Raw genomic sequence first — 12656 nt, 5'->3', positions numbered from 1 at the left:
AGCATGGCTGAATTTATCTACTCGATGATCAAAGCCCGCAAGAAGGTGGGCGACAAAGTCATCCTCGATGACGTCACGATGTCCTTCTACCCGGGCGCCAAGATCGGCGTGGTCGGCCCCAACGGCGCCGGTAAGTCCACGATCCTCAAGATCATGGCGGGCCTCGACGAGCCCTCCAACGGTGAGGCCTGGATCTCGCCGGGCTACTCGGTGGGCATCCTGCAGCAGGAGCCCCCGCTGAACGAGGAGAAGAGCGTCCTGGAGAACGTCCAGGAGGGTGTGGGTGAGATCTTCGAGAAGGTCCAGCGCTACAACCAGATCTCCGATGAGATGGCCAACCCCGATGCGGACTTCGAGGCCCTCATGGAGGAGATGGGCAAGCTCCAGGAACAGATCGACGCCGCCAACGCATGGGACATCGACTCCCAGCTGGAGCAGGCCATGGACGCTCTGCGCTGCCCGCCCGGCGAGGAGCCTGTCACCCGCCTCTCCGGCGGTGAGCGCCGCCGCGTGGCACTGTGCAAGCTGCTGCTGTCCAAGCCGGACCTGCTGCTGCTCGATGAGCCCACCAACCACCTCGACGCCGAGTCCGTGCTCTGGTTGGAGCAGCACCTGGCCGACTACGAGGGCGCCGTGCTGGCCGTGACCCACGACCGCTACTTCCTCGACCACGTCGCCGAATGGATCTGTGAGGTCGACCGCGGCCGCCTGTACCCCTACGAGGGCAACTACTCCACCTACCTGGAGAAGAAGAAGTCCCGTATGGAGATCCAGGGCAAGAAGGACGCCAAACTGGCCAAGCGTCTGTCCGAGGAGCTCGAGTGGGTCCGCTCCAACGCCAAGGGCAAGCAGACCAAGTCGAAGGCCCGTCTGCAGCGCTACGAGGAGATGGCGGCCGAGGCCGAGCGCACCAAGAAGCTCGACCTCGAGGAGATCCAGATCCCGCCCGGACCGCGTCTGGGCACCCAGGTCATCGAGGCCGAGAACCTGCAGAAGGGCTTCGGCGACCGCACCCTGATCGATGGGCTGGGCTTCTCGCTGCCGCGCAACGGCATCGTGGGCGTCATCGGCCCCAACGGCGTCGGCAAGTCCACTCTGTTCAAGTCCATCGTCGGCTTCGAGGAGCTCGACGGCGGAGACCTCACCATCGGCGACTCGGTGAAGATCTCCTATGTGGACCAGAACCGCGAGAACATCGACCCGGAGAAGAGCCTCTGGGAGGTCGTCTCCGACGGGCTGGACTACATCCACGTCGGTGCCGTGGAGATGTCCTCCCGCGCCTACGTCTCTGCCTTCGGATTCAAGGGCCCGGACCAGCAGAAGAAGGCAGGCGTGCTCTCCGGCGGTGAGCGCAACCGCCTGAACCTCGCGCTGACCCTGAAGCAGGGCGGCAACCTGCTGCTGCTCGATGAGCCCACCAACGACCTCGACGTCGAGACCCTCGGCTCACTGGAGAACGCCCTGCTGGAGTTCCCCGGCTGCGCCGTGGTCATCTCCCACGACCGCTGGTTCCTGGACCGCGTGGCCACCCACATTCTCGCCTGGGAGGGCACAGGGGATGACCCTGCCAACTGGTACTGGTTCGAGGGCAACTTCGAGGCCTACGAGAAGAACAAGGTGGAACGCCTCGGCCCGGAGGCCGCCCGCCCGAGCCGAGTCACCCACCGCAAGCTGACCCGCTCCTAGAACGGGGCGGCTTCACGCTGGTCGGAGGCCGAGGTGTCCCAGCCCTGCTGGGAGGCCTCGGCCTTCTGCGTGTCTGGACCCTCCTGGTCCGCCTCCGGGGCAGGAGAGGCCCCCTGCTCCGAGGAGCCGGGGTTCAGCCGGGTGAAAGACCCGGTGCCGAAGGTCAGGTCATGGCCCAGCCCGTCGGCGTCGATCTCCACCGCCGTGCCGCGCTGGCCGGCGTCGTTCTCCCAGGGGCGGATCTTCAGGCGACCGGTGACGATCACCGGATCTCCCTTGGCCAGGGTGCTGTGCGCATTCAGCGCCAGATTGCGGAAACATGTCACGTTGAACCAGTTGGTCTCCCCGTTGACCCATTCCCCGGACTCCCGATCGAAGCGGCGCGGAGTCGAGGCCAGGCGGAAGGTGGAGATCGGCAGGCCCTTATCGGTGGTGATCTTGCGGATATCGGTGCCGGCGAAGCCTCGCACGGTGACGGTCTCTGACATGAGAGTTCCTTTCCTGTGATGAGCATGTCCACCCTCAGAATCTCCTCACGGGGATACGCTGCGGACAGGAAGCGTGCGATCTGGGGAGTCCCGGGCGTGGCGCACCGCACTCCGGCTCGCCTGTGGAGGAATCCAATCGGTACACTCATAGACTGGACTCTCCGGAGTCCTTGCCCCAGTAGCTCAGGGGATAGAGCAGCGGCCTTCTAATCCGCCGGTCGGGGGTTCGATTCCCTCCTGGGGCACTTTTCGCCACACCCTCTGCACGGAGACACCTTCTATGACCACCGCTGCCGCTCCCACCGCACTCTGCGGCGGAGCCGCTGTGCCGCGCGTGGTCATGCTGAGCCTCCACACCTCGCCGCTGGTCCAGGCCGGCCAGGGCGACGCCGGCGGGCTCAACGTCTACGTCAACGCCCTCTCACGCTCCCTGCGCGCCGCCGGTGTGGCCGTGGACATCGTCACCACCAGCATCGAGGAGGCCGGCTCAGCCGAGCAGGCTGATGTGGTCACCGTGCTTGAGGACGGCCGTCGCGTGCATACCTTGGCTGTGCCGGCTCATCTGCTCAGCGGCCCCGACGGCCGACCGGATAAGAACCGCCTGGTCGAATACGTGGAGGATCTGGCCGCCCGCGCCGAGACCTCGCTTGCCGGTTGCGGGGAGCCGGGGGAGCAGATCATCCTGCACTCGCACTACTGGATCTCCGGTCTGGCCGCACTGCATCTGGCCGACCCGCGGCGCCCGCTGATCCACACCATGCACACCATCGGACGGGTCAAGCGGGAGCGCGACCCCTCCTCGCGGGAGGACCCCCGGCGGGATGCCGCCGAGGCGCGGATCGCCGCCCGTGCAGACCTGCTCACCGCCAACACTCAGCATGAGGCCGATGATCTGCACCGGCTCTTCGGCGTGTCGCGGCAGCGGGTGGGTCTGGTCAAGCCCGGTGTGGACCTCGCTGTCTTCCATCCGCCCGCAGGATCGGGGGAGGAGGATCCCCGCGCCGAGTTGGAGGGTCGTCCGCTGCGGCTGACCTTCGCCGGGCGGCTTCAGCCGCATAAGGGACCGCAGGTGGCCATCGAGGCTCTCGGCGTCTTCCGGACCATGATGCCGGAGGTGCCCCTCGAGCTGACGGTGGCCGGGCAGCAGAGCGGCAGCGATGCGCTGGATGTGGCCACGCTGGCCGAGGCGGCCGGCGTCGGGGATCTGGTGCGCACTGCGCCGCCGATGCCGCATCAGGATCTGGCCGATCTGTTCCGCAGCAGCGACGCCGTCCTGGTCCCCTCCTACAGCGAGTCCTTCGGTCTGGTGGCCCTGGAGGCCATGGCCTGCGGCACGCCGGTGCTGGCTCATGACGTCGGGGGCCTCTCCGAGCTGGTGGGACATAAGCGAACCGGACGTCTCATCGGTTCACTGGATCCCCAGGAATGGGCCGGACAGATGCGCTGGTTGGTGCTGCACCGCCGCGCCTGGAACCGTTACAGCAGCACCGCCTCGGCCACGGCGCAGTCCTACTCCTGGGCTGCCACGGCCAATGCCGCACTGGCGCTCTACCGCCGTCTGGCGCCGGCCCGCGTGGGCTGATCGCGCCTGATCAGACTCAGCGCTTGGTCCGCATGACCGAGCGTTGGATGGTCTCGCGGATCTTCGGTCTGATCCCCTCAGGAGCGCGGACCATGCCCTCCTGAGCCACTGTGGCCACGTGGTTGCCCGAGCGGTCATAGATATAGCCCATGCTCAGCCCGCGGGCGTTCTGCGCGCTGGGACTGTCCTGCAGGTAGAGGAGCCAATCATCGGCGCGGGCATCGCGGTGCCACCACATGGCGTGGTCCAGTGACGCGATCTTCATGCCCGGCTTGGCCCAGTAGAGGCTGTGCTGGCGCAGGATCGGCTCCAGCAACGTGTAGTCGGAGGCGTAGAGCATGGCCGCGCGGTGGATGTTCGGGTCATTGGGCAGCGGCGCCTTGGCCCGCATCCAGACGCCGTTGGACGGCCGCGGAGACTTATCCGACTCCAGGTAGAGCGGCTTGTCGATGTGGCGGATCTCGAAGGGGCGCCCATAGCCCCACTCCTGCATGACCGGATGCTTCACATGCCCGACCAGTTCCTGCGGGGAGGGGAGCTCCTCCGGCGCCGGGATCCCGTCCAGGGTGGGCAGCTGATGCTCCAGGCCGGGGGAGGGCTTCTGGAAGGAGGCGATCATCGAGAGGATGGGGCGCCCGCCCTGATAGGCCTGGCTGCGGCGGGCGGAGAAGCTTCCGCCGTCGCGCAGCCGCTCCACGCCGATCTCGATGGGTTCCGTGGCATCGCCGGGCCGCAGGAAGTAGCCGTGCACCGAGTGGATGGCGCGCCCCGGCTCCACCGTCCGCATGGCTGCGGCGGCAGACTGAGCCAGGACCTGCCCGCCGAACACGCGCCAGAAGGCCTGCTCAAAGACCGGGCCGAGGAAACGGTCCTCAGGGTGGGCCGTCTCCTCGGTGACCGAAAGCTCCTCCAGGTCCAGCATGCCCACCAGCTGCTCCACGGCCTCCTCAGGCGTCGGGGCGCGGTACTGGTGCTCAGGCATGGGGAACTCCTTCGAGGACGGTGCGGCTTCTGCCCACCACTCTAGTTCAGAGGACCGAGGCCAGGCCGAACACCGCGGCGGCCGCGCCGAAGCCCATCACGCCGATCAGCGTCTGCAGCACCGTCCAGGTCTTCAGCGTCTGCTTCACCGTCATGTCGAAGAACCGCTGCATCAGCCAGAAGCCGGAATCGTTGACATGGGAGGCGATGACCGAGCCGGCCGCCACGGAGACCACCATGGCCGCCAGCTGCACCTCGTTGAAGCCGGCATCCATCACACCGGCGGAGAGCAGGCCGGCGGTGGTGGTCAGCGCCACAGTGGCCGAACCCTGAGCGATGCGCAGGACACCGGCGATGATGAATCCTGCTGCGATCATCGGGATCCCGACGCCGTCCAGGGAGTCCGACAGCGCCTCACCGATCCCGGACTCACGCAGCACGGAGCCGAACATTCCGCCGGCGCCGGTGATCAGGATGACGGCGCAGACCGGTGCCAGCGCCTTGTCCATGACCTCTTGGGCACCGCCCAGGCCGCGTCCTCCACGGGTTCCCAAGGTCACCAGGGCGACCACCAGGGTCAACGCCAGGGCCACCGGCACCTCGCCCAGTGAGGTGAGCAGTCCGTACCAGGTCTGTTCGGTCTGCTCCTGGGTGACGACCTCAGCGGTGGAGAGGGTGTCCAGGCCGGTGTTGAAGAAGATCAGCACCATCGGCATCAGCAGGATCGCGATCACCAGGCTGAACCGGGGAGGATTCTGCTCTGCCTCCTCGGAGGCCTGTCCCAGCAGAGAGGGGATGGGAAGCTGGAGCCGCCGTCCGGCCCACAGACCGAAGAGGTAGCTGGTGACGTACCAAGTGATCACTGCGATGGGCAGGGCCATCAGCAGGATGATGCCCACGTTGGCGCCGAAGAACTCTGCGGCGGCCACCGGTCCCGGATGCGGCGGCACAAAGATGTGCATCACCGAGAAGGCGCCGGCCACGGGCAGCCCGTAGAGGAGGACAGAGCCGCCGAGGCGGCGGCCCACAGCGAAGACCACGGGCAGCATGACCACCAGGCCGGCGTCGAAGAAGATCGGGAAGCCGAAGAGCAGCGAGGCCACACCCAGGGCGAAGGGCGCCCGGTCCTCGCCGAACCGTCGGATCAGGGCGTCGGAGAGCACCTTGGCCCCACCGGAGACCTCGATGATCCGGCCGAGCATCGCGCCCAGGCCGACCAGCAGCGCCACTGAGGCCAGGGTGGAGCCGAAGCCGTCGGTCAGCACGCCGACGATCTCGCCGGTGGGGATTCCTGCCACCGCTGCGGTGGCCAGGGAGACCAGCAGCAGGGCGAGGAAGGCATGGATCTTGAAGCGGATGATGAGGATCAGCAGCACGGCCACCGATCCGGCGGCGATGGCCAGAAGCGGCCCTGCGCTCATGGTCTGTTCCCAGTTCTCCAGCGTCATCGCAGCGATCCCTCCTCGCTCTTGGCCAGCCAGGCCGAGGCCGCATCGATCAGATCCTCGATGGAGCCGTCGTTGGAGAGGACGACGCCGTCCTCATCGGCATGCAGCGCCTCCAGAGTGGCCAGCTGAGAGTCCAGCAGAGAGGCGGGCATGAAGTGGCCCGAGCGGTGGGCCAGGCGGCCGGTGAGCCGCGGAGTGTCCACCGTGACGTGGAGGAATAGCACCTGCCCGTGGGCCTCACGCAGCACATCGCGGTAGCTGCGGCGCAGAGCGGAGCAGGTGATGATGCTGCCGCCGGCGGTCTGCTCGCTCATCCAGTCGCGGAGAGTCCGCAACCAGGGCCAGCGGTCCTCATCGGTGAGCGGGATCTGCTGAGACATCTTCTCGATGTTCTCCGGCGGGTGAAACTCATCGGCTTCGGCCATGGGCAGTCCCAGCCGGTCTGCCAGTTCGAGCGCCAGTGTGGATTTGCCGGAGCCGGAGACTCCCATCACCACCAGGTGGCGAGGAGCATCGGGGCGGGGCCGGATAGGCTTGCGATCAGGACTCGTCATCGAATTCCTTGAGGTCGGGTCGGGGCCGGAGCCCCCCATCGTCTGTGATGGGGGCCACTGGCAGACAAAGGTAGCATCTTTTCTCGAAAAGGTGTGATTTTTCTCAACCACGAGGGGAAGGGGACCGTGTGGCGCCGCAGGCCAACGGCATCGCAGCCGTGCGCCCGGAGGGCATGTCAGCCGCTCTGGGACGGGAGATCATCGGGGGAACGCTGCAGCCGGGGGAGATCCTCACCTTGGACTCCCTGCAGGGTCGCTTCGGCGTCTCCCGGACGGTGGCCCGCGACGGCGTCAAGGTCCTGGAGTCTCTGGGGCTGCTGTACTCCAAGCGCCGCGTGGGGCTGGTGGTCACCGCGGAGGACCAGTGGAACGTCTACGCCCCCTCGGTGATCGCATGGCGTCTGGAGTCGGAGCACTCCCGCAAGGCCTATGTGGAGCTGAGCCAGCTGCGCATCGCCGTGGAGCCCGAGGCCGCCGAACTTGCGGCCCAGCACCGCAGCGAGGAGCAGATGGAGGAGCTGCTCGCCCTGGCGTCCAAGATGCGCCGTCTGGGCGAGGCCGGACGTCTGGAGGAGTTCATGGTGGCCGACGTCGCCTTCCATCGGCTGCTGCTCGAGGCCGGGGGCAACACCATGTTCACAGCGCTGGGCGATGTGGTGGCCGAGGTGCTCACCGGCCGAACCCATCACGGTCTGATGCCCGAGCGCCCCAAGCCCGAGGCTCTGGACGCCCATGACGCCGTGGCCCGGGGCATCGCACAGCAGGACACGCGCACGGCTCGGGAGAATATGCAGCTGCTGGTCGATGAGGTGCGCCGGGCTCTGGAAGAATGAACGCTATGACCCCCTCTTCCTCACCTGAGGTCCTGAACTTCGCCGAGGCCGTCTCGCTGCAGGACCTCTCCACCTACATCAAGCGCGCACGACGCATCCAGGAGCAGGGGATCCGCCTGCAGGCCGCCGGCTCCGTGGTGGCGGCCTGGGTGCCGGTCATGACACCCAGCTCACTCAACGGCTCTCTGCCGGCGGTGCTGGGGCTGCGCACGATGGCTCTGGCCGAGGCCTCCACCGCCGATGTCACCGCCGAGCTGAACTCGGTCAGCGAGCGCCTGGCCCGCATGAACCCCGCAGAGACCGAGCTCTCCCTGCCGGTCAGCCGGCTCAACGCACCCTGGGCGGCTGTGACCCCGCCGCGCTCCGGCTGGGAGCCGTTGGGGACCATCAGCGATGACACGCTGCGTTCGGCGGCAGAGGAGGGGATCCGTGAGATCTCCGAGGCCGTTCCGGATACGGCGGGAGCCCATGTGGTGGAGCAGGTCCGCGAGCGCGTCTGGGGCCGAACCCTCGACGGCGGTCTGCCGGCCGGTGCGGCCTTCGGCAGCTTCGCACTGAACTTCCTGGGCGCGGCCGAGACTGGAGCCATCACCACCGTCCACCGTGTGGGCCGCTGGATGCGGCTGAGCTCCCAAGGTGGGTTCACCCTGGTCAGGAGCTGAGGCTCTGCGGGTCCTCCCGTCGGGGGAGGGCTCAGCTGTTGACCATGGAATGGGCCGCCCGCTCCAGGTAGTCCCAGAGGATCTCCTCATGGATAGGGGAGAGCTCTGCGGCCTTGACCGCATGGCTCATGAAGGCCAGCCACTTGTCCCGGGCTGCGGCATCCACGCGGAAGGGCATATGCCGCATGCGCAGCCGCGGGTGGCCGCGCTGCTCCTGGTAGCTCCGCGGACCTCCCCAGTACTGCTCCAGGAACATCAGCAGGCGCTGCTTGGCCGGCTCGAGGTCCTCCTCGGGGTACATCGCCCGGAAGTCTTCGTCCTCGGCCACCTGGTCGTAGAAGACGTCCACGATCATCTTGAAGGTCTCGTGCCCGCCCACAGCATCATAGAAGCTCTGCTGCTCCGGACCGGTCTTCTCCTGATCGTCGCCCGCGCCGCTGTCCTGCTGGACGGCCGGCGTCGTCGTCGGGATGCTTCCGTCCGGGTTGGGCAGGAAGCCGAGGTCGGCTCCGGCGGGGCGTCCGGTCTCCCGGTCCACGGCACCGCCGTCTGCGGGCAGGCCGCTCACCTGCGAGGGTGCTTTTCCGACCGGCTTCACCGTGGCGATGGGCGCACCCAGTCGGCGGGAGAACTCCGGAAGCTTCCGGCCGTCCTCTGATGTCTCGGGATGCTCATTCGACTCGCTCATGATGCCTCCATTCTACGGGCTAGGATGGTTCTGATCTGAAGGATCTGCCGTCTCTGAGAGGAACTTCGCCGACTATGCGCGTCCACATCGCCACTGATCATGCCGGAATGGAGCTCTCCGCCCATCTGGTCGAGCACCTCAGCGCCCAGGGCTACGAGATGGTCGATCACGGTCCGCAGGAATATGACGCTCTGGACGACTACCCAGGCTTCTGCCTGAAGGCGGCCGAGGCGGTGGCCGCGGAGCGTGCCGAGGGGCACGACTCCCTGGGCATCGTGCTCGGCGGATCCGGCAACGGCGAGCAGATCGCGGCCAATAAGGTCCGCGGCGTTCGGGCGGCGCTGGCCTGGAGCCTGGACACCGCACGTCTGGCGCGCGAGCATAATGACGCCAATGTGGTCGGCCTGGGCGGTCGCCAACACTCTCTTCAGGAGGCCACCGCCCTCGTGGAGGCCTTCCTGACCGCCGCGTGGAGCGAGGACGAGCGGCACACCCGCCGCATCGGCAAGATCGCCCACTACGAGGAGACCGGCGAGATCCTCGACTGAGGCCCTCGGCTCGCTATGCCTGAAGGACATACGCTGCACCGGCTCGCCCGGCAGATCGATCGGCTCTTTGTGGGCCGACCCTGGAAGGTCAGCTCCCCGCAGGGACGGTTCGACGCCGGCGCGGCCCGCTTGGACGGACGCACACCGGACCGCGCTCAGGCCTGGGGGAAGCACCTGTTCATCCACGTGGGCGCGGATATCTGGCAGGTCCACCTGGGGCTCTACGGAGCCTTCAGCTTCAGTGGGGATGAGCAGTTCACCCAGGGGGAGACCGCCCTGACGCTGGGCGCCCCGCGTGCCGCCGCTCAGCAGCTTCAGCCCGAATACGACGACGCCGGGTGGATAATCCCCGAGGCGCCCCAGGGTGCGGTGCGCGCCAGGATCCGCAGCCAGCACGGCTGGGCCGATCTGCGTGGACCGGCCACCTGTGCGGTGCTGACCGCCATCGACTATGAGAAGGTCATCCGCCGGCTGGGGCCAGACCCGCTGCGCCAGCCTGAGGGCGGCTGGGATCCGCAGGGCCGTGAGCAGTTCCTGCAGAACATCTCGCGGCGTCGGATCAGCATCGGAGCCGCGCTGATGGACCAGGCGGTGATCGCCGGCGTCGGGAACATCTACCGGGCCGAGTCCCTCTTCCTGGAGGAGATCTCACCGGATACCCCCTCCAGCAGCATCAGCCGCGAACAGGGGGAGGCGCTCTGGAGCCGGCTCACCCAGCAGCTGCGCCACGGCGTGGCCGAAGGTGTCATCCGTACGCTGCGACCTGAGGAAGCTGACGGCGAGGAGAGTGACGGCGTCGGGGGCTCCGCGGCCGTCAGGAGCACCGATGCCCGGGCCGGGCTCACTCATGACTACTATGCCGGGCGAGTCCGCGATGTCGAGCGCCGTCATCACGTCTATCAGCACCAGGGCACTCCCTGCCTGCGCTGCGGGGAGACCATCGCCATGCGGGAGCTGCAGGGCCGGCGCCTGTACTGGTGCCCCGGCTGCCAGACCGGCTGAGCTGCCGCAGCGGTGCCGCTGAGGCAGCTGTTCAGCAGCTGCGCAGACCTGGGTGTGAACGGCCCGCTGCCCGCTCGTCGGCGTCGATGTCCGCTGATCCTGAACAGTCCCGTAGAATCGCACCGTCCGCAGCGGACGGCCCGACGCACCACCCGAGCGAGGAGAAGCACGCCCCGTGTCCGAGAACATCAGCATCACCCTCAACGGCTCATCCACGACCCTTGAGGCGGGCACCACAGGCACCACACTCTTCGCCCAGGAGGCCACAGCGGTGGTCATGCGCGTGGACGGCGAGCTGTGGGACCTCTCCCGCGAGATCCCTGCCGGTGCCGCCGTGGAGTCGGTGGACATCACCGAACAGGACGGCCTCAACGTCCTGCGCCACTCCACCGCCCACGTGATGGCCCAGGCCGTCCAGCAGCTCTTCCCCGGCTCCAAGCTGGGCATCGGCCCCTACATCACCGACGGCTTCTACTTCGACTTCGACGTGGAGGAGCCCTTCACACCTGAGGATCTGAAGAAGATCGAGAAGGCGATGCAGAAGATCATCAAGTCCGGCCAGACCTTCGAGCGCGAGGTCGTGGACACCGATGAGGCCAAGCGCCAGATGGCCGAGGAGCCCTATAAGCTCGAGCTGCTGGGCGAGTCCGGCGGTGAGACCGCCGAGGGCGCCTCCGTGGAGGTCGGCGGCGACGTCATCACCGTCTACCACAACGTGGACCGCAAGGGAGAGCGCGTCTGGGCAGATCTCTGCCGCGGGCCGCATGTGCCCTCCACCAAGCTCATCGCCAACGGCTTCGCTGTGATGCGCGCCGCCGGTGCCTACTGGCGCGGCAAGGAGACCAACCCGCAGTTGCAGCGGCTCTACGGCACCGCCTGGCCCACCAAGGAGGACCTGGTCGCCTATAAGGAGCGCCTGGCCGAGGCCGAGCGCCGCGACCACCGCCGTCTGGGCCGTGAGCTCGACCTGTTCAGCTTCCCCGAGGAGATCGGCTCCGGCCTCTCCGTCTGGCACCCCAAGGGCGGCCTGGTCCGCGGCCTCATGGAGCAGCACGCACGCCAGCGCCACCTGGAATCCGGCTACACCTACGTCTACACCCCGCACATCTCCAAGGCGGACCTCTTCGCCACCTCGGGGCACCTGGCCAACTATAAGGACGACATGTGGCCGGCCATCTCCATGGATGAGGAGGTGGATGAGGACGGCAACGTCACCAAGCAGGGCCAGGACTACTACCTCAAGCCCATGAACTGCCCCATGCACATCCTGATCTACAAGGACCGTGGACGCAGCTACCGCGAGCTGCCGCTGCGGTTCGCTGAGAACGGCACCGTCTACCGCAACGAGCGCTCTGGCGCACTGCACGGACTGACCCGCGTGCGCGGCTTCACCCAGGACGATGCGCACCTCTTCGTCCGCCCCGACCAGCTGGAGGCGGAGGTCACCAAGGTCGTCGAATTCGTGGTCTCCCTGTTGCAGGACTTCGGGCTGGAGAACTTCGAGCTCGAGCTGTCCCTGCGCGACGACGAGAAGGACAAGTGGGTGGGCTCGGACGACTTCTGGGACTCCGCCACCCAGGCGTTGCGCAATGTGGCGATCAGCTCCGGCCTCAAGCTCACCGAGATCCCCGGTGAGGCCGCCTTCTACGGCCCGAAGATCGACCTGAAGATCACCGACGCCATCGGGCGCAAATGGCAGCTCTCCACTGTGCAGGTGGACCCGAACCTGCCCGAGCGCTTCGAGCTGGAGTACACGGCCGAGGACGGCTCCCGCCAGCGCCCGATCATGATCCACCGTGCGCTCTTCGGCTCCATCGAGCGTTTCTTCGCCATCCTGCTGGAGCACTATGCCGGTGCGTTCCCGGCCTGGCTGGCTCCAGTGCAGGTGCGTGGCATCCCGGTGGCCGAGCCCTTCAACGACTACTTGGGAGAGGTCATCGAGAAGCTCAAGGCCGCCGGTGTGCGCGCCGAGCTCGACGACGGTTCCGACCGTTTCCCCAAGAAGATCCGTACGGCTTCGAAGGACAAGATCCCGTTCGTGCTGATCGCAGGCGGGGAGGACGCCGAGGCCGATGCGGTCTCCTTCCGCTTCCGCGACGGCAGCCAGGACAACCAGATCCCGGTGGACGAGGCCGTGGAGCGCATCCTGACCGCCATCCGGAACAAGGAAGCCTGAAGCTAGCA

The 12656-nt window shown here is 67.3% G+C and carries 12 protein-coding genes and 1 tRNA gene; 8 read left to right on the top strand and 5 right to left on the bottom strand.

The window, feature by feature from the left end; genetic code table 11:
* The first annotated feature begins 3 nt into the window (after positions 1-3).
* The gene (ettA, locus tag IEW85_RS09915) at positions 4-1686 is read left to right on the top strand and encodes an energy-dependent translational throttle protein EttA (RefSeq protein WP_188685221.1); all 1683 of its coding nucleotides are present in this window, start codon (positions 4-6) and stop codon (positions 1684-1686) included.
* Here ettA and IEW85_RS09910 read toward each other — a convergent pair.
* Positions 1683-2174 (bottom strand): single-stranded DNA-binding protein, encoded by a 492-nt coding sequence (locus tag IEW85_RS09910; RefSeq protein WP_188685218.1) that lies wholly within the window; start codon positions 2172-2174, stop codon positions 1683-1685. The genes ettA and IEW85_RS09910 overlap by 4 nt on opposite strands.
* A 172-nt stretch (positions 2175-2346) precedes the next feature.
* On the opposite strand from IEW85_RS09910, the gene IEW85_RS09905 reads away from it, so the two are divergent.
* A tRNA-Arg gene (locus tag IEW85_RS09905) sits at positions 2347-2419 on the top strand.
* Positions 2420-2454: 35 nt separating this feature from the next.
* On the top strand, positions 2455-3756 hold the full coding sequence (locus IEW85_RS09900) for a glycosyltransferase (RefSeq protein WP_188685216.1): 1302 nt from the start codon (positions 2455-2457) through the stop codon (positions 3754-3756).
* A gap of 16 nt (positions 3757-3772) precedes the next feature.
* On the opposite strand, the gene IEW85_RS09895 is transcribed toward IEW85_RS09900, so the two are convergent.
* From IEW85_RS09895 to IEW85_RS09885, 3 genes are read right to left on the bottom strand one after another with little or no spacing between them, the layout of a single operon-like run.
* Positions 3773-4738, bottom strand: a complete 966-nt coding sequence (locus IEW85_RS09895) for an acyl-CoA thioesterase (protein WP_188685214.1) — start codon at positions 4736-4738, stop codon at positions 3773-3775.
* A 46-nt stretch (positions 4739-4784) separates the two neighbouring features.
* Positions 4785-6185, bottom strand: coding sequence for a GntP family permease (locus tag IEW85_RS09890; RefSeq protein WP_188685212.1), 1401 nt, complete (start codon positions 6183-6185; stop codon positions 4785-4787).
* The gene (locus tag IEW85_RS09885; RefSeq protein WP_229658940.1) at positions 6182-6739 is read right to left on the bottom strand and encodes a gluconokinase; all 558 of its coding nucleotides are present in this window, start codon (positions 6737-6739) and stop codon (positions 6182-6184) included. The genes IEW85_RS09890 and IEW85_RS09885 overlap by 4 nt, the downstream gene beginning before the upstream one ends.
* Before the next feature lie 128 nt (positions 6740-6867).
* Between IEW85_RS09885 and IEW85_RS09880 the strand changes: the two genes are divergently transcribed.
* The gene (locus IEW85_RS09880; RefSeq protein WP_229658939.1) at positions 6868-7572 is read left to right on the top strand and encodes a FadR/GntR family transcriptional regulator; all 705 of its coding nucleotides are present in this window, start codon (positions 6868-6870) and stop codon (positions 7570-7572) included.
* Between the two features lie 5 nt (positions 7573-7577).
* Entirely contained in the window at positions 7578-8234 is a 657-nt protein-coding gene (locus IEW85_RS09875; RefSeq protein ID WP_188685210.1) for a DUF8185 domain-containing protein, read from the top strand.
* A gap of 31 nt (positions 8235-8265) precedes the next feature.
* Here IEW85_RS09875 and IEW85_RS14380 read toward each other — a convergent pair whose 3' ends face one another.
* On the bottom strand, positions 8266-8727 hold the full coding sequence (locus IEW85_RS14380; RefSeq protein ID WP_373286559.1) for a globin: 462 nt from the start codon (positions 8725-8727) through the stop codon (positions 8266-8268).
* A 269-nt stretch (positions 8728-8996) separates the two neighbouring features.
* On the opposite strand from IEW85_RS14380, the gene IEW85_RS09865 reads away from it, so the two are divergent.
* From IEW85_RS09865 to thrS, 3 genes are all read left to right on the top strand, one after another.
* The gene (locus IEW85_RS09865) at positions 8997-9470 is read left to right on the top strand and encodes a ribose-5-phosphate isomerase (RefSeq protein ID WP_188685206.1); all 474 of its coding nucleotides are present in this window, start codon (positions 8997-8999) and stop codon (positions 9468-9470) included.
* Positions 9471-9485: 15 nt separating this feature from the next.
* Positions 9486-10472, top strand: a complete 987-nt coding sequence (locus tag IEW85_RS09860; RefSeq protein ID WP_188685204.1) for an Fpg/Nei family DNA glycosylase — start codon at positions 9486-9488, stop codon at positions 10470-10472.
* Between the two features lie 175 nt (positions 10473-10647).
* Positions 10648-12648, top strand: a complete 2001-nt coding sequence (thrS, locus tag IEW85_RS09855) for a threonine--tRNA ligase (RefSeq protein WP_188685202.1) — start codon at positions 10648-10650, stop codon at positions 12646-12648.
* Positions 12649-12656: the final 8 nt, after the last annotated feature.

The sequence above is a fragment of the Nesterenkonia cremea genome, from assembly GCF_014642675.1.
Classification (GTDB): Bacteria; Actinomycetota; Actinomycetes; order Actinomycetales; family Micrococcaceae; genus Nesterenkonia; species Nesterenkonia cremea.
Note: the sequence above shows the minus strand (reverse complement) of the source record. Positions and strands in the feature narration are given on the sequence as shown.